General features: G+C 64.0%; 16 protein-coding genes. 10 read left to right on the top strand and 6 right to left on the bottom strand.

The window, feature by feature from the left end; translation table 11 throughout:
• Positions 1 to 7 precede the first annotated feature (7 nt).
• Both IB229_RS21530 and IB229_RS21525 read right to left on the bottom strand, forming a co-directional pair.
• Positions 8 to 3145 carry an efflux RND transporter permease subunit gene (locus IB229_RS21530; RefSeq protein WP_318652130.1) on the bottom strand — a complete coding sequence of 1046 codons (3138 nt, stop codon included), beginning with the start codon at positions 3143 to 3145 and terminating at the stop codon, positions 8 to 10.
• 12 nt (positions 3146 to 3157) lie between these two features.
• On the bottom strand, positions 3158 to 4321 hold the full coding sequence (locus tag IB229_RS21525; RefSeq protein WP_225579289.1) for an efflux RND transporter periplasmic adaptor subunit: 1164 nt from the start codon (positions 4319 to 4321) through the stop codon (positions 3158 to 3160).
• A 153-nt stretch (positions 4322 to 4474) separates the two neighbouring features.
• Here IB229_RS21525 and IB229_RS21520 point away from each other — a divergent pair, with 153 nt between their 5' ends.
• The gene (locus IB229_RS21520; RefSeq protein WP_192331985.1) at positions 4475 to 5116 is read left to right on the top strand and encodes a TetR family transcriptional regulator; all 642 of its coding nucleotides are present in this window, start codon (positions 4475 to 4477) and stop codon (positions 5114 to 5116) included.
• On the opposite strand, the gene IB229_RS21515 is transcribed toward IB229_RS21520, so the two are convergent.
• Complete coding sequence (locus IB229_RS21515) at positions 5104 to 5301, bottom strand: heavy-metal-associated domain-containing protein (protein ID WP_192331984.1); 198 nt, start codon at positions 5299 to 5301, stop codon at positions 5104 to 5106. The two genes, IB229_RS21520 and IB229_RS21515, sit on opposite strands and share 13 nt — an antisense overlap.
• A gap of 209 nt (positions 5302 to 5510) precedes the next feature.
• Here IB229_RS21515 and IB229_RS21510 point away from each other — a divergent pair, with 209 nt between their 5' ends.
• The 8 genes from IB229_RS21510 to IB229_RS21475 all read left to right on the top strand — a co-directional run bounded on the left by IB229_RS21510 (position 5511) and on the right by IB229_RS21475 (position 17925).
• Positions 5511 to 5879: a hypothetical protein gene (locus IB229_RS21510; RefSeq protein ID WP_192332032.1), complete on the top strand. Its 369-nt coding sequence runs from the start codon at positions 5511 to 5513 to the stop codon at positions 5877 to 5879.
• A gap of 89 nt (positions 5880 to 5968) precedes the next feature.
• Positions 5969 to 8359, top strand: coding sequence for a heavy metal translocating P-type ATPase (locus IB229_RS21505; RefSeq protein WP_192331983.1), 2391 nt, complete (start codon positions 5969 to 5971; stop codon positions 8357 to 8359).
• Positions 8356 to 8778, top strand: coding sequence for a Cu(I)-responsive transcriptional regulator (gene cueR, locus IB229_RS21500; RefSeq protein WP_192331982.1), 423 nt, complete (start codon positions 8356 to 8358; stop codon positions 8776 to 8778). Before IB229_RS21505 ends, cueR begins: the two co-directional genes overlap by 4 nt.
• Positions 8779 to 9216: 438 nt before the next feature.
• Entirely contained in the window at positions 9217 to 11391 is a 2175-nt protein-coding gene (locus tag IB229_RS21495; protein ID WP_192331981.1) for a TonB-dependent siderophore receptor, read from the top strand.
• A 353-nt stretch (positions 11392 to 11744) separates the two neighbouring features.
• Positions 11745 to 13940 (top strand): TonB-dependent siderophore receptor, encoded by a 2196-nt coding sequence (locus IB229_RS21490; protein WP_225579287.1) that lies wholly within the window; start codon positions 11745 to 11747, stop codon positions 13938 to 13940.
• A 49-nt stretch (positions 13941 to 13989) separates the two neighbouring features.
• Positions 13990 to 14499, top strand: coding sequence for an RNA polymerase sigma factor (locus tag IB229_RS21485; protein WP_192331979.1), 510 nt, complete (start codon positions 13990 to 13992; stop codon positions 14497 to 14499).
• Complete coding sequence (locus IB229_RS21480; RefSeq protein WP_192331978.1) at positions 14496 to 15428, top strand: FecR family protein; 933 nt, start codon at positions 14496 to 14498, stop codon at positions 15426 to 15428. Before IB229_RS21485 ends, IB229_RS21480 begins: the two co-directional genes overlap by 4 nt.
• 259 nt (positions 15429 to 15687) lie before the next feature.
• Positions 15688 to 17925: a TonB-dependent siderophore receptor gene (locus tag IB229_RS21475; protein ID WP_192331977.1), complete on the top strand. Its 2238-nt coding sequence runs from the start codon at positions 15688 to 15690 to the stop codon at positions 17923 to 17925.
• 58 nt (positions 17926 to 17983) lie between these two features.
• On the opposite strand, the gene bfr is transcribed toward IB229_RS21475, so the two are convergent.
• Positions 17984 to 18448: a bacterioferritin gene (gene bfr, locus IB229_RS21470; RefSeq protein WP_192331976.1), complete on the bottom strand. Its 465-nt coding sequence runs from the start codon at positions 18446 to 18448 to the stop codon at positions 17984 to 17986.
• Positions 18449 to 18699: 251 nt separating this feature from the next.
• Complete coding sequence (locus tag IB229_RS21465) at positions 18700 to 19455, bottom strand: SDR family NAD(P)-dependent oxidoreductase (RefSeq protein ID WP_192331975.1); 756 nt, start codon at positions 19453 to 19455, stop codon at positions 18700 to 18702.
• A 116-nt stretch (positions 19456 to 19571) separates the two neighbouring features.
• Here IB229_RS21465 and IB229_RS21460 point away from each other — a divergent pair, with 116 nt between their 5' ends.
• A complete protein-coding gene (locus tag IB229_RS21460; protein ID WP_192331974.1) occupies positions 19572 to 20495 on the top strand; it encodes a LysR family transcriptional regulator in 924 nt (307 codons plus the stop codon).
• On the opposite strand, the gene IB229_RS21455 is transcribed toward IB229_RS21460, so the two are convergent.
• The gene (locus IB229_RS21455) at positions 20440 to 21327 is read right to left on the bottom strand and encodes an EamA family transporter (RefSeq protein ID WP_192331973.1); all 888 of its coding nucleotides are present in this window, start codon (positions 21325 to 21327) and stop codon (positions 20440 to 20442) included. The two genes, IB229_RS21460 and IB229_RS21455, sit on opposite strands and share 56 nt — an antisense overlap.
• Positions 21328 to 21375 lie beyond the last annotated feature (48 nt).

Below are 21375 nucleotides of genomic sequence, written 5' to 3'. Positions count from 1 at the left end.
CAGATGGCTAGACGTGCGGAGCATCGGGGTTCTTCTTGCGCCGCGAGTCGAGCTTGGCAGCGAACGACTCGACCAACAGGTAGAACATCGGGATGACGAACGTCGCCAGCAATGTGGCCGCCAGCATACCGCCAATTACCCCGGTACCGATCGAATGTCGACTCGCCGAGCCGGCACCGCTGCTGATCGCCAGCGGCACGCAACCGAGAATGAAGGCCAGCGAGGTCATCACGATCGGGCGGAAACGCAGCTTGGCCGCCTCGTAGGCCGAGTCGAAGATGCTCATGCCCTGCTCGCGGCAGAGCACGGCGAACTCGACGATGAGAATGGCGTTCTTCGCCGCCAGGCCGATCAGGGTGATCAGCCCGACCTGGAAGTACACGTCGTTCTGGATGCCGCGCAGCCACACCGCGAGGATCGCGCCGAACACCGCGAACGGCACCGCGGTGACCACCGCCAGCGGCAGCGTCCAGCGCTCGTACTGCGCAGCGAGGATCAGGAACACCATGATCAGGCCGAAGACGAACGCCATGCTGCCCGAGCCCTGGGTGGCCAGTTCCTGGTAGGCCGAGCCGATCCAGCCGATGGTGTAGTCGCTGCCCAGCACGTCGTTGGCGATCTCCTGCATCGCCTGCAACGCCTGCCCGGAGCTGTAGCCCGGTGCCGGGCCGCCGAGGATTTTTGCCGAGGGGTAGATGTTGAACCGCGCGAAGCTGTCCGGTCCGAGAATGCGCCGCACCTTGATCAGCGAGGTCAGCGGCACCAGCTCCGCACTGCTGGAGCGCACATAGACCTGGCTGAGGTCTTCCGGTTTGCGGCGGAACTCGGACTCGGACTGCAGGCTGACCTGCCAGGTGCGCCCGTACAGGGTGAAGTCGTTGACGTAGTAGCTGCCGAAAGTCGACTGCATGGCGGTGAACACGTCGCTGATCGACACCCCCAGCGCGCGCGCCTTGGTGCGGTCCAGGTCGATGTAGTACTGCGGCACGTCGGCGTTGAAGGTACTTTGCACGCCGGCCAGTTCCGGGCGCTTGGCCGCCGCCGCGATGAAGGCGTGCACGGTCTCGGAGAGCTTCTCGATGCTGCCGCCACTGCGGTCCTGGATGTAGCCCTCGAAGCCGCCGGTGGTGCTCATACCGGTGATCGGCGGCGGGTTGAAGGACATCACCACGCCATCCTTCTCGCTCATGCCCATGCCCATGAAACTGCGGGTCAGGTTGCGCGCATCGAGTTCGTCGGTGGTGCGCTCGGACCAGTCCTTGAGCGGCACGAAGGACACCCCGGCGTTGGTGCGGTTGCCGAAGGTGAGCACGTCGAAGCCGGCGAAGGTGACCACGTCCTGCACCGCCGGGTGCTCCATGATCTGCTTGGTGAAATCGCTGGTCAGCGCATCGGTGCGCGCCACCGAGGCCGCCGGCGGCAGGAAGTAGGCGTTGATCACGTAGCCCTGGTCCTCATCCGGCACCAGCGAGCCGGGCACGCGGCCGAACAGCACGACGATCAGCGCGATCATCCCGCCGAACAGCAGCAGGCCGATCAACGAGCGGCGCAGGAAGAAATGCACCCCGGCGCTGTAGCCGGACGTGACCTTGTCGAAGAAGCGGTTGAACACCCGGAACGGCGCCGCCGGTTCGCTGTGATCGGGTTTGAGCAGCAAGGCGCAGAGCGCGGGGGAAAGGGTCAGGGCGACGATGCCGGAAATCACCACCGACACCGCAATGGTGATCGCGAACTGCTTGTACATCTCCCCTGCCAGACCGCCAAGGAACGCCACCGGCACGAATACCGCACAGAGCACCAGGACGATGGCGACGATCGGCCCGGTCACCTCCTCCATCGCCTTGATCGCGGCATCCCGCGGCTTGAGCTTGTCGGCCTTCATCACCCGCTCGACGTTCTCGATGACCACGATGGCGTCGTCCACCACGATGCCGATGGCCAGCACCATGCCGAACAGCGTCAGCAGGTTGATCGAGAACCCCAGCGCGTACATGCCGGCGAAGGTGCCGACCAGCGACACCGGAATCGCCAGCACCGGAATCAGCGTGGCGCGCCAGTTCTGCAGGAAGATGTAGACCACCAGCACCACCAGCAGCAGGGCTTCGAAGAAGGTCTTGATCACCTCGTCGATGGAGACCTGGACGAACTTGGTGGTGTCGTAGGGGATTTTGTAGGTGATGCCCTCGGGGAAGCGCTCGGCCAGCCGCTTCATGCTGTTCTGCACCGACTCGGCGGTGTCCAGCGCGTTGGCACCCGGCTGCAGGTAGATACCGAACGCGGCGTTCTGCTGGCCGTTGAGCGAGGTGATCAGCGAGTAGTCCTGGGCACCCAGCTCGATCCGCGCGACGTCCCTGAGCAGCAGGCTGGCACCGGTTTCATCGCTGCGCAGGATCACGCTCTCGAACTCTTTCGGGTCCTTGAAGCGGCCCTGGGTGGTGACGGTGTAGGTGAAGTCCTGTTCGACCTGCAACGGCTCCTGACCAAAGCTGCCGGCAGCGAACTGCGAGTTCTGCTCACGGATGGCGTTGACCACATCGGTGGGCGTGAGGTTGTACTGCGCCAGTTTGTCCGGCCGCAGCCAGATGCGCATAGAGTAGTCCTTGGAACCGAACTGGCTGACGCCGCCCACGCCGGGCAGGCGTTTGAGCTCGTCGATCACGTTGATCAGCGCATAGTTGGAAATGAACACCGGGTCCTGGGAGTTATCCGGCGAATAGAGGGTGATCACCTGAAGAATGTCCGAGGACTTCTTCTCCACCTTGACCCCCTGGCGACGCACTTCCTCGGGCAGCTTGGCCAGCGCGGCCTGCACCCGGTTGTTGACGTCGATGGTGGCCTGGTCCGGGTCGCGACCAACCTCGAAGTACACCGACAGGCTCATGCTGCCGCTGGCCGCCGAGTTGGACAGCTGGTAGATCATGCCTTCAACGCCGTTGATGGATTGCTCCAGCGGTGCAGCCACGGTCTCGGCGATGACCTGCGCGCTGGCACCCGGGTAGCTGGCGGTGACCGACACCTGCGGCGGCAGGATCTGCGGGTACTGGGCGATGGGCAATGCGCGCATGGCGGCGAGGCCGGCGAGCACGATGACGATGGATATGACCGCGGCGAACACCGGCCGGTCGATGAAGAAGCGTGAGATCACGGGCGGCGCTCCTTACTGCTTGGCATCGGCGGCGGGCTTGTCGCTGATCTTCACCGGTGAATCCGGACGCACCTTGGGCAAGCCCTCGACGATGACCCGATCACCCGCCGAGATACCGGACTCCACCACCCAGCGGCCTTCGGCGGTATGCGCGGTAGTGACCGGGCGGGCGCGGGCGATGTTCTGCTCGTCGACGATGAACACGAACGTGCCCTTCTGCCCCTGCGAGACGGCGCGCTCGGGCACGGTCACCGCATTGGGCTTGGTGATGCCCTTGACCCGCACCCGGATGAACTGGCCGGGCAGCAGCTTCTGGTCCGGATTGGGCACCACGGCGCGCGCACTGACCGTGCCGGTGCCGCGGTCGACCAGGCTGTCGGTGAAGTCGACCTTGCCTTCGAGCGGGTAGCTGCTGCCGTCGCCGAAGATGATGTCGATGCTCATGTGGCCGCTGGCCGGGGCGATCAGCGTGCCGTCCTTGAGGCCACTGCGCACGCGCTCGACGTCACGGTCGGGGGCGGCGAAGTTGACGTAGATCGGGTCGAGCTGGGTGATGTTGGTCAGCAGGCTGGCATTCGGATCGCCGGCGACCATCAGGCTGCCTTCGGACACGGTTTCCTTGCGGGTGATGCCAGAGATCGGCGCCTTGACGGTGGTGTAGTCGAGGTCGATCTGCTTGGCCTGTACCTCGGCCTTGGCCGCCTCGATGTTGGCCTTGCTCTGCTCGAAGTTGGAGATGGCGTTGTCCAGCTCGCTCTCGCTGGCGAAGCCCTTCTTCTGCAGTTCGCGGATGCGTTTCAGGTCACGCTCGGTCTGCCGGTAGCGCGCCTGCTCCTGCGCCAGTGCACCCTTGGCCCGCGCCAGGGCGGCCTGGTAGGGCCGCGGGTCGATGCGGAACAGCACCTGCCCCTGCTTCACCGAACTGCCTTCCAGGTAGGTGCGCTCCTGCAGGATACCGCTGACCTGCGCGCGCACCTCCACCTCGCGGAAACCCGCGGTACGCGCGGCGTATTCCAGGGTGATGGGCAGCGACTCGACCTTGGCCACCTCGACCACTACATCCGGCGGCGGCATCTGGTGCTCGGCACCCTTCTGTTCGGCAGCCTGGGCATTGCAGGCGAACAGCGAACTCAACAGGACGGCCTTGAGCGCAAGCGGATGGTGGCGAAGAAGCATTGTGTCGTCTCCCGGACGGAACGAAGGGCAGCGCGTGAGAGTGGGGAGACGCAGCGACTTACATACAAAACTGTTTGTAAGCCCACATGGCGGCGACAAAAACATTACACTCAGCTCCCCATTGAGAGCCTAGACGCAATCGTCCTGTCCGCCATGCGCAGAACCAAAGAACAAGCCGAACAAACCCGCACCGCCATTCTCGAGGCGGCGGAGGCGTTGTTCCTGGAAAAGGGCGTGGCCCATTGCAGCCTCGAGCACATCGCCCGCGCTGCCGGGGTGACGCGTGGTGCGGTGTACTGGCACTTCCAGAACAAGGCGCACCTGTTCCACGAAATGCTCAACCAGATCCGCCTGCCCACCGAGCAAATGGCCGAGCGCTTGTGCGGCTGTGGCGACATCGACCCGCTGCTGTCACTGCGCGACCTGTGCATCGAGGCCATCGAGAACCTGGCACGCGACGAACAGAAGCAGCGCATCTTCACCATCCTCCTGCACCGCTGCGAGTTCACCGACGAACTGCGCGAGGCGGAGGAGCGCCACACCGACTTCATCAACCAGTTCATCGCCATGGTCGAGAACCTGTTCGCCCGCGACGAATGCCACCAGCGCCTGCAACCGGGCCTCAGCCCTCGCCTGGCGGCGCGCGCCCTGCATGCACAGATCATCGGCCTGTTCACCGACTGGACCCGCGACCAGCAACTGTTCGATCCGCTGGTCGACACCGCCGCGCTGATCGATGCGCAGCTACGCGGCCTGATCCGCGACTGGAACCCGCCCGCCACTCAGGCCGGCTGAGCGCTGTAACCCTGCGCGCGAATCGCCTGCTGCAGTTGTTCGGCATCCAGTCGGCTGGCCACCCGCACCTCGCTGGCGCCGAGATCGACCTGCACCTCGGCCGTCGCATCGAGCGCCCGGATCGCCTGGGTGATGGCCCGCACGCAGTGGCCACACGACATCCCGCTGACGGTGAAGATCTGCATGTTGCACTCCCTGAAAAGTGATGACGCTGCCCAGAGTCAGCCCTGCCATGGTGGCAAGGTCAAGCCGTGAAGCTTGTCCTCACGCGCGGGCTCGACCAAGCTGAAGGCACACCACGGCCGGAATCCTCGCCATGCGCCTGCTCCTGAGTCTGCTCACCCTGCTCTGCCTGCCCCTGTTCGCCGACGAGATGCCGTCCGCCTCCAGCGCCATGCCGGTACCGGCAACCCCACCGGCGGGCTCGACCAGCCTGTCACCGATGACCCTGGCCACGCCGATCGACTACGGCATCCTGGTCGTCTCGCGCGAACGCCTGGAAGTCTCGACCCCGTGCGACATCGGCCTGTACCTGCAGGGCAATCTGGCCGCGCGCCTGTACCAAGGCCAGTCGATCACCCTCAACCTGCCACCGGGCAACGTCCTGGTACGCCTCGGCCTGCTCGGCGGTGGGCATTGCCAGCCGCGCTTCGAGCAGCTGCACAGCCAGACCCTGCAGATGAGCGCCGGCGAGGTGCACAAGTACCGCATCGCCATGGGCTCCAACGGCCTCTGGCTGATCCCCGCGCCCCTCAACTACTGACAGGCGATTCCTGGCTGCGACAACGCACACCTTGACCTTACCCCAGGGTCAAGGTTGATCCTGTGGGCGAACCGGAACAGGAGTCGCCCATGTCCAGCCCTCACACCTTCGATCTGCCGATCAGCGGCATGACCTGCGCCAGCTGCGCCGGGCGGGTCGAGCGCGCACTCGCCCAGGTGCCCGGCGTACAGCAGGTCAGCGTCAACCTCGCCAGCGAGAAGGCACGCGTAGAGGCTCCCGGCGATAGCCTCGCCGCACTGCTCGATGCCGTCAGCCGCGCCGGTTACAGCGTGCCGCTGCAACGCCTGGAACTGGCCGTCGAAGGGATGACCTGCGCCAGCTGTGTCGGCCGCGTCGAACGCGCCCTGGGCCAGGTCGCCGGGGTGCACGGCGTCAGCGTCAACCTGGCCAGCGAGCGCGCCAGCGTCGAGGTGGTGGCGGGCGTGGCAGTGGCTGACTTGATCGCCGCAGTGCAGCAGGCCGGCTACCAGGCCCGACCGTTGAGCCAGGTGCAGCCGCAGGACCGTGCCGCCAGTCTGCGCCGCGAACGCTGGGCGCTGCTGGCCGCGCTCGTACTGGCCACGCCGCTGGTGCTGCCGATGTTCGCCGAGTGGCTGGGGCTGCACTGGATGCTGCCGGCCTGGGTGCAATTCGCCCTCGCCACCCCCGTGCAATTCATCCTCGGTGCGCGCTTCTATGTCGCCGCCTGGAAAGCCGTGCGCGCCGGCACCGGCAACATGGACCTGCTGGTGGCCCTCGGCACCAGCGCCGGCTACGGCCTGAGCCTCTACCTGTGGGCCACGGCAAGCGGGCACCACACGCCGCACCTGTACTTCGAGGCGTCGGCCGTGGTGATCGCCCTGGTGCTGCTCGGCAAGTACCTGGAAAGCCGCGCCAAACGCCAGACCAGCGCCGCCATCCGTGCCCTCGAAGCCCTGCGCCCGGACCGCGCCGTCCGTGTGGTCGACGGGCGCGAGGAAGAGGTTGCGGTCGATGCCCTGCGCCTCGGCGACCTGCTACTGGTCAAACCCGGCGAACGCTTCCCGGTGGACGGCGAAGTGGTCGACGGCCACAGCCAGGCCGATGAAGCACTGATCAGCGGCGAAAGCCTGCCGGTGGCCAAGCAGCCGGGAGACACCGTCACCGGCGGTGCGATCAATGGCGAAGGGCGGCTGTTGCTGCGTGCCACCGCGCTGGGCGGGGAAACCGTACTGGCACGGATCATCCGCCTGGTGGAGGACGCCCAGGCAGCCAAGGCGCCGATCCAGAAGCTGGTCGACCGGGTCAGCGCGGTGTTCGTCCCGGTGGTGCTGCTGGTGGCACTGCTCACCCTCGGTGGCTGGCTGCTGGCTGGCGCGGGCCTGGAAACGGCGCTGATCAATGCGGTCACGGTACTGGTGATCGCCTGCCCCTGCGCGCTCGGCCTGGCCACCCCGGCGGCGATCATGGCCGGTACCGGCGTGGCCGCGCGCCACGGCATTCTGATCAAAGACGCCGAAGCCCTGGAGCTGGCCCACCGGGTCAGCGTCGTGGCGTTCGACAAGACCGGCACGCTGACCTCCGGCGAGCCGCGCATCGTCCACCTGGTCGCCAGCCACGGCAGCGAGGACGACCTGCTGCGCCTGGCCGGCGCCCTGCAGCGCGGCAGCGAGCACCCGTTGGCCAAGGCCGTGCTGCAAGGCTGCGCCGAGCGACAGATAACGCCGCCGCAGGTCGGCGCCAGCCAGGCACTCAGCGGGCGCGGCATCCAGGGCCAGGTCGAGGAGCGTCTGCTGGCGCTGGGCAATGCGCGTCTGCGTGACGAGTTGAGCCTGGTTGCTGGCGAACTGGCGCAACAGGCTCAGGATTGGGAGGCCGAGGGCCGCACCTTGTCCTGGCTGCTGGAGCTGCAACCGCAGGCACGGGTGCTCGGCCTGTTCGCTTTCGGTGACAGCCTCAAGCCGGGCGCCGCCGACGCCATCGGCGCGCTGCGGGCACGCGGCATTCACAGCCATCTGATCAGCGGCGACAACGCCGGCAGCGCCAATGCCGTCGGCCGCCAACTCGGTATCGACGAGGTGCACGCGCAGGTATTGCCAGCAGACAAGGCCGCACACGTCGCCGCACTCAAGGCCGGCGGCGCAGTGGTGGCGATGGTCGGTGATGGCATCAACGACGCCCCGCCGCTGGCCGCCGCCGACGTCGGCATCGCCATGGGCGGCGGCACCGACGTGGCCATGCACGCCGCCGGCATCACCCTGATGCGTGGCGACCCGCGCCTGGTACCCGCTGCCCTGGACATCAGCCGGCGCACCTGGAGCAAGATTCGCCAGAACCTATTCTGGGCCTTCATCTACAACCTGATCGGCATTCCTCTGGCGGCCTTCGGCGTGCTCAACCCGATGGTCGCCGGCGCGGCAATGGCCCTGTCCAGCGTCAGCGTGGTGAGCAACGCCCTGCTGCTCAAACGCTGGAAACCGGCACAGGAGGAACAGCGATGAACATCGGTCAAGCCGCCAAGCACAGCGGCCTCAGCGCAAAGATGATCCGCTACTACGAATCCATCGGCCTGCTCGCCCCGGCCGACCGTTCGGACAGCGGCTACCGGCGCTACAGCGCCAACGACCTGCACGTACTGGCCTTCATCAAACGCGCCCGCGACCTCGGCTTCGCCCTGGATGAAGTCGGCAAGCTGCTGACCCTGTGGCAGGACCGCCAGCGCGCCAGTGCCGACGTAAAAGCCCTGGCCCAGGCACACATCGCCGAGCTGAATCGCAAGATCGAAGAAATGACGACGCTGCGCGATACGCTGGAGGATCTTGCAGGACGCTGTCACGGCGACCAGAGGCCGGATTGCCCGATCCTTGGCGATCTGGAAAGCAGATCCGCCATTCACCGATGCCACAAGACGAATGACTGACGGCTAGCAGCTTGTTTCACCATCGCTAAAAAGCAAAACGCCGGCCTTGTGGGCCGGCGTTTTGCCGTTGACTGACGACCGGTGACGAATCACCGGTCGCAACACCTCGTGGCACCTTAGAAGCTGTACTTCGCGGAAGCGGTGAGGCTGCGCGGTGCGCCGTAGGTGTACTGACCGTATGCCTCGAAGATGTCAGTACTTCTCGTCGGTCACATTGTTGGCGTTCAATTGAGCTGATCACTCACAAGGCGCAAACGCCCCTTAAGTGCATATGGAATAAATTCTCATTTACACCTTATTTACATCTAGATACACTCCTGCCGCCGCACCCCACGACCTATTAACCGCCTGCCGCTCATGGCCGTCGGAGGTAGCTGCTCGCCTGCAATTTGCCTGGCAAAAAACAAATCCGCCGACCGACCTATTCAGGAACTTCGCATGTCACGCCACCACCTGTCTCCACTGGCTACCGCCATCGCCTTAAGCCTGTGCGCTCATATCGCGTACGCCGATCAGGCTGACGCCGAAAAAGCCAAGGACAAAGACGCGACAATCGAGCTGCAGCAGCTCGATATCAATGCACAGGGTGTGCGTGGACAAGCAACGACCGAAGGCACCCAGTCCTATACAACGGGCTCAATGGCCACAGGTACCAAGCTGGACCTGTCGATCCGCGAAACGCCGCAGGCGGTATCGGTGATCACTCGTCAGCGCATGGACGATCAGAACATGACCAGCGTCAACGACGTGGTCAAAGCTACCCCTGGCCTGTTCCTCAGCCAGGCCGATGGCCCAGGCCGCCAGGGCTTCAAAGCGCGCGGCTTCGATATCGACAACATCATGTACGACGGCCTGCCAGCGTCCTATACAGGCTGGGATATGGGCGTACAGCCCAACCTGGCTATGTTCGACCGGGTTGAAGTGGTGCGTGGCGCTACTGGCCTGGTGACAGGTGCTGGCAACCCGTCCGCAGCCATCAACCTGATACGCAAGCGCCCCACTGCCAAGCCACAGGTGAGCATCACCGGCGGTGCCGGTAGCTGGGACAATTACCGCACGGAACTCGACGCCTCCGGCGCACTGAATGACAGCGGCACCCTACGCGGTCGAGTGGTGGGCTCCTATCAGGATGGCAACAATTTCCGCGACGGCGTGGAAAGCGACCACGGCCTGTTCTACGCCATTGGCGAAGCCGATCTCACTGAAAACACCACAGCGACCTTGGGCCTCTCCCGCCAGGAAGACCAGACCAACTTCTTCTGGGGCGGCCTGCCCATTGGGACCGACGGCCACCACTTGGATCTGCCCCGCTCCACCAATCCCGGCAGCGACTGGGAGAACAAGGACCTGACTGTCGACACCGTCTTCGGCGAACTGGTGCACCGCTTCGACAACGACTGGAAACTGCAACTAAACGCCTCAGCTTCCAAGCTGGACGGCCTGTTCCGGGGCTCCTACCAGTCGCGCTACACACCTCCGTACACAACGCTGGAACGCACTGTCTGGCAGTCCGTTAATGACGAGAAACAAACAGCGATTGATGCCTTTTTCAGCGGCCCGGTTGAAGCTTTCGGACGTACTCACGAGATCGTGCTCGGCACCAGCAAGCGCATCTACGATACAGAAGCCACGGGCTACGCCCCCTATACATCCGATTGGCCGCTCGATGGCGACAAGCCGAATTTTGTACGTTCCAGCGCCTACGACGGCCACAGCGTAACGACGCAGGACTCGACGTACATAACGACGCGCCTGAACCTGGCAGACCCACTCAAGCTGATCCTCGGCGGACGCCTGGACTGGTACGACTACGGTGATCGGCTGGGTGACGGCGACTACAAAGTCACCCGCAACCTTACCCGCTATGCCGGCCTGATCTACGAGCTGGACGAGCATCACTCGGTCTACGCCAGCTACACCGACATCTTCAAGCCGCAAACAGAAAAAGACGTTTCTCTCAAAGTGCTGCAGCCTATCGTTGGCGAAAACTACGAAATTGGTATCAAGGGCGAATACTTCGGCGGTGCATTGAACGCCAGCCTGGCTGTGTTCCAAATCGACCAGTTGAACCGCGCCGCGACCGATACCAGCGTGGGGCCGATCTGCAATGGGGCAACCTGCTACAAAGCTGCAGGAAAGGTCCGTAGCCAGGGTATTGACCTGGAGCTGCAAGGCGCACTCACCGAGAACTGGCAGGTGGGTGCTGGCTACACCTATACCCGCGCCCATTACATCAAGGATCAAAACCCAGCCAATAAAAACCAGCGCTTCGATACCGATACGCCAGAACATCTGTTCAAGCTTTCCACCACCTATCGCTTTCAAGGCCCGCTGGAGAAGCTCCGCGTCGGTGGCAACGTCTACTGGCAAAGCCGCATGTACAACGACGTAGCGCTGATCGGAACTACCCACCGTATCGAGCAGGGCAGCTATGCGGTTGCCGATGTGATGGCCGGCTACGAGATCAACAAGAACCTCGACCTGCAGCTGAATGCGAACAACATCTTTGATCGCGAGTACTACTCGGCGATTGGCTACGACGTGGTATGGGGCTCCACCGATACCTATGGCGACCCACGCAATTACATGCTGACCGCGAAGTACAGCTTCTAACGTGAATGGCACCGCCACTGAGAGTGGCGGTGCCTGCCACCCAACGAAACCTGCCCCGTTTCAACCGTCAAGAACAGCCAGCGATGGCTGACTACCCCTCCAGCGCACGCCTTCAGCCCTTCAGTTGCAAATCACGCCGAAAAGTTGACTCAAAAATCAGGAAATGAGTATTTGTATTATTTGATATAAATTCTTATTTACACATAATTTACATCCCGATACACTCCCGCCGCCGCAACCCACCCCTCCCTCTTCACCGCCCGCCACTTATGGCCTGCGAAGGGTTGCCGCTCGCCTGCAGTTTGCCTGGCGCCAATAAAAACTCTGCCGATCGACCCATTCAGGAAACCCACATGTCACGCCACCACCTGTCTCCGCTGGCCGCCGCCATCGCCTTCAGCCTGTGCGCACATGCAGTACACGCCGAACAAGCGAACACCGCCAAGACCAAAGAAAAAGACGCGGCAATCGAGCTGCAGCAACTCGATATCAATGCACAGGGTGTGCGTGGGCAAGCGACGACCGAGGGCACCAAGTCCTACACCACCGGCGTGGTGAACAGCTCCACCAAACTGCCGATGTCGCTTCGTGAAACCCCCCAATCCGTTAGCGTTATTACCCGGCAGCGCATGGAAGACCAAGGCATGGGGAATCTCAACGATGTAGTGAAAAACACTACAGGCCTGAGCGTGCAGAAGTACGGCCCAGAGCGCCAGCGTTACGTGGCTCGCGGATTCACTGTCGACAACATCATGTATGACGGCCTGCCAATGAGTGTCTCCACTTATTCGCAAGACGTTATTACTGCTGCCGACACAGCAATGTTCGACCGCATCGAGATCGTCCGCGGAGCCACCGGCCTGATGCAGGGTGCCGGTAACCCCTCAGCCGCCATCAACATGGTACGCAAGCGACCAACCATCACCCCGCAACTTAGCGTTGGTGCCAGTGCCGGCAGCTGGGACCGTTACCGCACCGAACTCGACGCCTCCGGCGCGCTCAACGAGACCGGCACGATCCGCGGTCGGATAGTTACTGCATATGAGGACAACGGTACTTACCTAGACCAAGGCGGCAGCGAACACGGCGTTTTGTACGCGATCAGCGAACTTGATCTCACTGAAAGCACCATGCTTACCCTCGGGTCTTCCTACCAGAACGACAACAAGGACTCCGATTGGGGTGGCCTGCCGACGGCTCGTGACGGTAGCGACCTCGACCTGCCCCGCTCGACTTATCTGGGTAACGACTGGGCTTACTGGAACACCAGTACCACCCACCTGTTCGGTGAGCTGGACCACCGCTTCGATAACGATTGGAAACTGCATCTAGCCGGCGACAAGATGTGGGGCCGCATCAATATGCTGGGTTCCTATCTCGGCTATGACAACAACGGCCTTCAGCAGTCCAGCGGCAAGTACACATACGTCAACGACTACGACAGTTATGACGGATATGTCTCCGGTCCATTCGCACTCCTGGGCCGCACCCATGAACTGGTCGTAGGCGCAAGCAACCGCAAAGAAATCTTCGACGGCCATGGCGGCTGGCTAAATACCCCCACCGGGCCAAACATTGATCCCAAGAACTGGGATAGCGGCATGGTTCCAGAACCGAGCTTTGACATGCGCCGATGGGGTATGAAGTTCGAAGCCGAGCAGAAAGGCGTTTACGCCACCACACGCCTGAACATTGCGGACCCATTGAAGGTCATTCTCGGTGGCCGCCTAGACTGGTACGACCATGACGGCGGAACGCCTCAGAGTAGCTACAAAGTCACCCGCAACGTAACCCGCTATGCCGGTGTGATTTATGACTTGAACGAAACCTATTCGGTCTACGCCAGCTACACCGACATCTTCAAGCCGCAGACCAACCTCGACCCGAGCTATAGCATCCTTGAGCCGATGACAGGGACCAACTACGAGTTCGGTATCAAGGGCGAGTATCTGGATGGAGCCCTCAATGCCTCAGCCGCCTTTTTCCAGATCAACCAGGAAAACCGCGCCAAGCTGCTGGACAAGGCTACTTACTGCCCCACCCCTACCTATGCCACCAACTTCAACTGCTATGAAGCTGCCGGCGAAGTGGAAAGCAAGGGCATTGACCTGGAGCTGACCGGCGCGCTGACCGAAAACTGGCAGCTGAGTGCGGGTTACACCTATGTGGAGGCCAAGTACAAGAAGGACTCTAACAAGGCTAACGAGGGCAAACTCTTTGACCCCGACCAACCACGCCATTTATTCAAGTTGAGCACCACCTATCATTTGCCGGGTGACCTGAACAAATGGCGTGTTGGAGGCAGCCTCAATAGTCAGAACGCCATTTACAACGAAGGTGGCGCCGGCGCTGCGGCTTGGCGTATCGAACAGGACGCTTACACGCTGGTTGATCTGATGCTCGGCTACAAAGTGGCCGAAAACGTCGACACCCGCGTGAACTTCAATAACGTCTTCGACAAGAAGTACTACAGCGGAATCGGCTCCACCGCCAACGTGCTTTACGGCGAGCCCCGCAACGCCATGTTCAGCGTGAAGTGGACGCTGTAAAAAGCGACAACAAAGGCCGGCACCTGCCGGCCTTTGTATGAGCACAACTATGAACTGGCAAGGCATCGACCTGCGCTGGGCCTACAGCGACCTGCTGCTCAGCCTCAGTCGCCAGACCCGTTGCGTGCAACGCGCCTACGACGTGCTGCACGATGCCTTGCTGCGCTTTGCCCTCGCTCAGCACCAGCAACCCATTGCCCAACCCAACGCCTACCTGCGGCGGGTTGCGCATTCGGTGCTGATCGACCATTTCCGCAAGGGGGCGCGCTACTGCGAGCTTCCCGATGATCAGGCGGAGTTCACCGACTCCGCTCAAGGCAGTGCCCTGGCGCCATCCGCCGAGCACCTGCTCGATATCCAGCAGCGCCTGCACGCCCTGCAGCGCATTCTCGATTGCCTGCCGCCACGCTGCCGCGAGGTGTTCTGGCTCGCGCGTATCGAATGCTGCCCGCAACGCGAAATCGCCGAGCGCCTGGGCATCAGCCTGAACATGGTCGAGCGTCACCTGATGCGTGCCCTGCTCGACCTGCGCAATGCCCGCGAGCTGCTCGAACCATGACTGCCCGCGAACAGGCCGCCCGCTGGTTCTCTCGCCTGCAGAACAAGGACGCAGCGCCACAGCGCGAGGCGTTCGAGCACTGGCTCGCGGCCGCTCCGGAGAATGCCCGCGAGTACCAGGCCTTTCGCGATCTGTGGGATGACTTTTCTTCCACCCAGCGCAGCGAGGCCCTGGCCCAGGCCTTGGAGCGACGCCAGCAACGCAGCCGGCGCACGCGCCTGAGTGGTGCGGTGGCTGGCGTGGTCCTGCTCGCCGCTGGCACCTTCGCTTGGCATCTCCATTGCCAGGGGCCACTGGAGCTGAACCTGCAGACCGCCATCGGCGAGCAGCGCAGCGTCGACCTGCAAGACGGCAGCCACCTGCACCTGAATGCGGCCACTCAGGTAGCGGTGCGGTACGACGTCGCGCAGCGCCACGTCCAGCTGGACGAAGGCGAGCTGGCACTGGAGGTCGCACGCAATCCGCAACGCCCATTCGTGGTCGACAGCAGCCTGGCACGGGTCACCGTGCTCGGCACACGCTTCGCGGTGAACCGTTTGCCGGACCGCCTGCGCGTGGCCGTCGATCATGGCCTGGTGCAGGTCGACAGCATTCGCCAGCTAGGGCAGGTCGTGCAGCTGCGCCAGGGCGAAGTGCTCGAAGTCCTCGCCGATGGCAGCCTCAGGCGCCTGACGCAATCGGCCAGCGACGCCTTCGCCTTCGAGCGCGGTAACCTGGTGTTCGACAATGCCGACCTCACCGAGATCGCCGCCAGCCTGTCGCGCTACCGCCAGCAGCCGGTGCGCGCGCTCGATGCCGGGCGGCCCAGCCCGCGGATCAGCGCCGTGGTTCAGCTCGACGACATCGAAGGCTTCCTCACTGCCCTGCCGCATATCGCTGCCGTGCGCGTGGAGCAGCACGCAAACGGCACGCTGTTGCACCCACGCTGAAACGACCACTGGTCGGCATCGGGAATAATTCTCACAAGCAACATCAGGAAATGGCCGACCTGCCGCGTCAGGGGCACACAAGCCAACTTTTCCTCTGCAAGGTAGTTTCCGATGCTCTCTCCGTTCTCATTGCGCGCCCTGGTGGCGGCCGTGGCCTTCGCCGTTACCGGCCAGGCACTGGCCGAACCCATCACCCTAGACCTGCCGGCACAACCGCTGGCCACCTCGCTGCGCCAACTCGGGGAAGCTGACCATCGCCGTGGACAGCAGCCTCACCGCTGGCCTCACTGCACCCGCCGTGCAGGGCGAAATCGAACCACTGGACGCCCTCGCGCAGCTGCTTTCCGGCAGCGGCCTGAACTATCAGCAGAGCGGCAACACCCTGGTCATCAGCCAGCCGTCCGGCTCCGCCCTGGAACTGGGCGCCACCAGCATCAACGGCAGCGGCCTCGGCGCGACCACCGAGGGCACCGGTTCCTACACCAGCGGATCGACCGCCACCGCGACCAAGCTGCCGCTGACGCTTCGCGAGACCCCGCAATCGGTCAGCGTGTTCACCCGCCAGCGCATGGATGACCAGAACCTCACCCAGCTGCTGGATGTGGTCAAGCAGACGCCGGGGCTAAGCATCAACCAGGGCGGCAACGCCGGCTCGGACTCCAGCGGCATCTACTCGCGCGGGTTCATGGTGGAGAACTACCAGGTCGACGGCCTGCAACGCCTGGACAGCAACTACAAGTCGGTCGCCCAGAGCAACGACATGGCCCTCTATGACCGCGTCGAGATTATTCGCGGCGCCACCGGCCTGACCAACGGCGTGGGCACCCCTGGCGCCACCCTGAACATGATCCGCAAGCGCCCGACACCGCACTTCCAGGCCTCGGTCAAGCAGGACATCGGCCGCTGGGATTACTCGCGCACCGAAGCGGATGTCGCCGGCCCGCTGAATGCAGACGGCACCCTGCGCGGTCGCCTGGTCGGCGCCTATCAGGAAAACGAGTCGAACATCGACCGCTTCAACGAACGCAAGAAGATCTTCTACGGCATCATCGAAGCCGACCTGACGCCCGACACCCTGCTGACCGTCGGCATGGATTCGCAGTCCCACGACGCCGACGACCACGCGCGCAGCGGTCGCCCGCTGTTCAACAGCGACGGCAGCCTGGCCAGGTGGTCGCGCTCGGACTCCGCCGCCGCCACCTGGGCCTATTCCAAGCGCCACTTCACCACCGGCTTCACCACCCTGGAACACGCCCTCAACGAGCGCTGGAAAGCCAAGCTGACCGTCAACCGTGACCGCTACGAATACGACGAGGTGCTTGGCTACGCTGCCGGCGGCAACGCCAACCCGGCCACCGGTGCCGGCGTGAACCTGTGGGCCGGACGCTGGGCCGCCAAGCCGGTGCAGACCAGCGCCGACATCAACGTCGCCGGCAACTTCGACCTCTGGGGCCTGGAACACGACGCCGTGTTCGGCTACACCCGCCAGCACACCGAGTACCGCACCAACGGCTACCCGCTGTGGTACTTCACCGGCTGGAGCAGCGCCATCCCCGACATCTACGAGTGGGATGGCAGCTCGCCCGCCGAACCCGTGATGCCGGCCACCAGCCGTATCGACTACGAAGAGAACCAGAGCGCCAGCTACGCCAGCACGCGTTTGCGCGCAACCGACGACCTGTCCTTCGTCCTTGGCGTACGTGTCAGCAACTGGGAAAACACCATCGAGACCGACCGCTACAGCAGCGCCGACACCAACGTCCAGCGCCAGGAGACCGGCGTTACCACACCGTTTGCCGGCGTGGTCTACGACCTCGACCAGCACTGGTCGCTGTATGCCAGCTACACCAGCATCTTCAAGCCGCAGAACAGCATGACCGTCACTGGCACCTACCTCGACCCGCTCGAAGGCAACGGTTTCGAAGTGGGCAGCAAGGCGGCGTTCTTCGACGACCGCCTGAACCTCGGCCTGGCGTTGTACGAGATCAAGCAGGACAACCTCGCGGTGCGCGACGGAGCCCTGTTCGCGCCTGACGGTACTGCAGCATACCGCGCCGAATCAGGGACCAAGACCCGCGGCGTCGAGCTGGAGATTTCCGGCGAGCTGGCACCGGCCTGGCAGGCCATGGCCAGCTTCAGCCGCAATATCGTCCAGGATGCCAACGGCAACAAACTCAACACCAACGTGCCGCAGAACACCGTCAAGCTGTTCACCACCTACACCCTGCACAGTGTCGGCAACGGCCTGACCCTCGGTGGCGGCGTCAACTGGCAGAGCGAGATCTACAGCGTCAAGCAGGGGCCGCGCTCGGTGCGTTTCACCCAAGGTGATTACGCGCTCGTCGATGTGATGGCGCGCTACCCGCTGACCAAGCAGCTGAGCGTCACTGCCAACCTCAACAACCTGCTGGACGAGAAGTACTACACAAGCACGTCGGGCAGCAGCTATTACGGCACACCGCGCAACGCCACCCTCGGCGTACGCCTGGCGTTCTGAAAACCGGGCAAGAAAAAGGGCGCCTTGTGGCGCCCTTTTTGGTTCGCGTGATGTGCGATCAGGCCTGCGATTGCAGGTAGTTCTGCAGGCCGACGCGGTCGATCAAGCCGAGCTGCTGTTCCAGCCAGTAGGCGTGGTCTTCCTCGGTGTCGTTGAGTTGCAGCACGAGGATGTCGCGGCTCATGTAGTCGCCGTGCTTCTCGCACAGCTCGATGCCCTTGGCCAGCGCGGCACGCACTTCGTACTCGAGCTTGAGATCGGAGCGCAGCATGTCCGGCACGGTGCTGCCGGGGTGCATCGCTTTCGGGGTCATGTCCGGTGTGGCCTCGAGGAACAGGATGCGCTGCAGCAAGGCGTCGGCGTGCTGCGTCTCTTCCTCCATCTCGTGGTTGATCCGTTCAAAGAGCTTGGCGAAGCCCCAGTCCTGGTACATCCGCGAATGCAGAAAATACTGATCGCGCGCGGCCAGCTCGCCACGCAGCAGATCCCGCAGATAATCGACGACTTCGGTCGCGCCCTTCATGACTCGGCTCCCACAAAAAGATCATTCAGGGCGGCAGCTTCGGCTCTTGCAGCGCAATGGTCAAGCAGCAAAATGCCGCGCTCGCCGGAGCGATTCGTATTAACGCAAAGCCGCGTGGTTGCTGGGCCGCAGGGAATTCTAGCAATAACGAAAATCACTGCGCCGGAGGTGTTTTCTCAGGTGCGAACGACCCCCACGAATGTGCCCTCGACCCAACCGTGGATCGGGGCACATCCGCACATGCAGATGACTCAGACGAGCATGCCGCCGGACACCTCCACGCGCTGCGCGTTGATCCAGCCCGCCTCCTCGGAGAGCAGCAGCGTGATGGCGTTGCCGATATCGTCCGGCAGGCCGACCCGACCCAGCGCGGTCTGCCCGGCGATGGCCGCGTTGAGCTGGCGGTTGTCGCGTACCGCACCGCCGCCGAAGTCGGTCTCGATGGCGCCGGGGGCGATGGTGTTGGCGCGGATGCCACGCTCGCCCAGCTCCTTGGCCAGGTAGCGGGTCAGCACCTCGACCCCGCCTTTCATGGTCGCGTAGGCGGCGTAGCCCGCCAGGGAGAAGCGCGCCAGCCCACTGGACACATTGAGAATGCGCCCGCCGTCGGCCAGCAGCGGCAGCAGTTTCTGGGTGAGGAAGAACGTGCCCTTGAGGTGGATGTTCATCAGCAGGTCGAACTGCTCCTCGCTGGTTTCGGCGAACGAGGTGTGGATGCCGATGCCGGCGTTGTTCACCAGCGCATCGAAGCTGTCGCGCTGCCAGGTGGCTCCGAGCGCCAGGCGCACCCGCTCGGCGAAGTCGGCGAAGCTGGCGCGGCGTCCCACGTCCAGCTGCAGGGCGACCGCCTGGCGGCCGAGGGCGTGGATCTGCGCCACCACCGCGTCGGCCTCGGCCTGGTTGCTGTGGTAGGTCAGGATCAGGTCGTGGCCCTGGCGGGCCAGGTGCAGGGCGGCGTTCTTGCCCAGGCCGCGGCTGGCACCGGTAATGAGAGTGATCTTGCTCATGCTGGAGTCCTCGTCGAAGGAAGTGACTGACGAGGCACAGACTATTGGTCGACGATAGCCAGATAAATCAGCCATTCCTGTTTAGACTGTCCATGAATCAATAACAGTGAATCGCCATGGATCGCCTCCACGCCATGCTCGCGTTCGTCCGCGTCGCCGAGCTGGCCAGCTTCACCCGCGCCGCCGAAAGCCTCGGCCAGCCCAAGGCCAGCGTCTCCAGCCTGGTACAGGGCCTGGAGAATCACCTCGGTGTGCGCCTGCTGCACCGCACCACCCGCCGTGTGCAGCTGACCCAGGACGGCCAGGCCTGCTACGAGCGCTGCAAGGACCTGCTGGCCGACGCCGACGAGATCACCGCAATGTTCCAGCGCGACGCCGGCCAGCTGCGCGGCCGCCTGCGCGTCGACATGGCTCAGTCCCTGGCCCGCGACCTGGTCCTGCCGCACCTGCCGGCCTTTCTCGCCGCGCACCCGCACCTGGAGCTGGAACTGAGCTGCACCGATCACAAGGTCGACCTGGTACGCGAGGGCTTCGACTGCGTGGTGCGTGTCGGCAGCCTGGCGGACGCCGCACTGATCGCCCGCCCGCTGGGGCTGATGGAGCAGATCAACTGCGCCAGCCCGGACTACCTGCAGCGCTTCGGCACACCGCGCAGCCTCACCGACCTGGCGCAGCATCGCCTGGTGCACTACGTGCTGACCCTAGGCGCGAAGCCGATCGGCTGGGAGTTCGTGGAGAGCGGCACGCCGCGCTGCCTCGAGATGCCCGGCGCGCTGACGGTGAACAGCACCGATGCCTACACCCAGGCCTGCCTGGCCGGCCTCGGCATCATCCAGGTGCCGGTGGCCGGCATTCGCGGTTACCTGGCCAGCGGCCGGCTGGTCGACGTGCTCCCCGAGTACCGCCCCGCCCCGATGCCGGTGTCGCTGCTGTACCCGCACCGGCGCAACCTGTCGAAGCGCGTGCAGGTGTTCATGGACTGGCTCAGCCAGTTGGTGTGCGACTACCTCGACGGAACCATCCAGCCGGGAGAACGGTGATCGCCAGGCCGCCGAACACCAGCGCGCAGGCCAGCCAGCCCTGGGTCGACAACGACTCGCCGAGCAGCAGCCAGCCCGCCAGCAACCCGGACACCGGCACCGCCAGGGCGAACGGCGTGACCTGGCTGGCCGGGTAGCGGCGCAGCAGGAAACTCCAGATGGCGAAGCCCAGGGTGGTGGCGAAGAAAGCGATGAACAGCAGTGCGCCAATGCCGCGCCAGCTGATGTGCTGCAGTGCATCGCCGATGGCCTGCGGCCCCTCGAACAGGTAGGACAGGCCCAGCAACGGCAGCGGCGGCACCAGGCTGACCCAGCAGATCAGCCGCAGCATGTCGCTGGCACCGGAGCGTTTGGTGGCGATGTTGGCGAACGCCCAGGCCAGTGCTGCAGCCACCACCAGGCCGAAGGCCAGCAGGCTGTCGCCCAGCGGTCGCTGCACGCCAATCAGCACCAGGCCGACGCTGGCCAGCAACAGTCCGGCCAACGCCGCTGGCCGGGGCCGCTCACCGAGGAACAGCACGGCAATCACCACGGTAAAGAACACCTGGCTCTGCAGCACCAGCGAAGACAGCCCCGCCGGCATGCCCATGTGCATGCCAACGAAGAGCATGCCGAACTTGATCACCCCGAGCAGCAGGCCGATCTGCACGATACGCCACCAGGGCGCCGGCAACGGCCCGCGCAGAACCAGCAGCGGCAGCGCCGCCAGGGCGAAGCGCAGGGCGCAGAACAGCAGCGGCGGAAAATCCTCCAGGCCGACCTTGATCACCACGAAATTCAGGCCCCAGATCAGGGTGACCAGCAGGGCGAGAAGGATATGCAGCGGCGACATGACGGACTCCGAAAACCTGGTCCATGCACACTAACAGTTGCCCGCGCG

The sequence above is a fragment of the Pseudomonas sp. PDM14 genome, from assembly GCF_014851905.1.
Classification (GTDB): domain Bacteria; phylum Pseudomonadota; class Gammaproteobacteria; order Pseudomonadales; family Pseudomonadaceae; genus Aquipseudomonas.
This window is presented reverse-complemented; position numbering and strand designations above follow the sequence as displayed.

Bases quoted from the DNA above. Each gene is read 5' to 3' on its own strand.
- IB229_RS21525 (WP_225579289.1), bottom strand. From the start codon at position 4,321: ATGCTTCTTCGCCACCATCCGCTTGCGCTCAAGGCCGTCCTGTTGAGT.
- IB229_RS21520 (WP_192331985.1), top strand. From the start codon at position 4,475: ATGCGCAGAACCAAAGAACAAGCCGAACAAACCCGCACCGCCATTCTC.
- IB229_RS21515 (WP_192331984.1), bottom strand. From the start codon at position 5,301: ATGCAGATCTTCACCGTCAGCGGGATGTCGTGTGGCCACTGCGTGCGG.
- IB229_RS21510 (WP_192332032.1), top strand. From the start codon at position 5,511: ATGCCGGTACCGGCAACCCCACCGGCGGGCTCGACCAGCCTGTCACCG.
- IB229_RS21505 (WP_192331983.1), top strand. From the start codon at position 5,969: ATGTCCAGCCCTCACACCTTCGATCTGCCGATCAGCGGCATGACCTGC.
- cueR (WP_192331982.1), top strand. From the start codon at position 8,356: ATGAACATCGGTCAAGCCGCCAAGCACAGCGGCCTCAGCGCAAAGATG.
- IB229_RS21495 (WP_192331981.1), top strand. From the start codon at position 9,217: ATGTCACGCCACCACCTGTCTCCACTGGCTACCGCCATCGCCTTAAGC.
- IB229_RS21490 (WP_225579287.1), top strand. From the start codon at position 11,745: ATGTCACGCCACCACCTGTCTCCGCTGGCCGCCGCCATCGCCTTCAGC.
- IB229_RS21485 (WP_192331979.1), top strand. From the start codon at position 13,990: ATGAACTGGCAAGGCATCGACCTGCGCTGGGCCTACAGCGACCTGCTG.
- IB229_RS21480 (WP_192331978.1), top strand. From the start codon at position 14,496: ATGACTGCCCGCGAACAGGCCGCCCGCTGGTTCTCTCGCCTGCAGAAC.
- bfr (WP_192331976.1), bottom strand. From the start codon at position 18,448: ATGAAGGGCGCGACCGAAGTCGTCGATTATCTGCGGGATCTGCTGCGT.
- IB229_RS21465 (WP_192331975.1), bottom strand. From the start codon at position 19,455: ATGAGCAAGATCACTCTCATTACCGGTGCCAGCCGCGGCCTGGGCAAG.
- IB229_RS21460 (WP_192331974.1), top strand. From the start codon at position 19,572: ATGGATCGCCTCCACGCCATGCTCGCGTTCGTCCGCGTCGCCGAGCTG.
- IB229_RS21455 (WP_192331973.1), bottom strand. From the start codon at position 21,327: ATGTCGCCGCTGCATATCCTTCTCGCCCTGCTGGTCACCCTGATCTGG.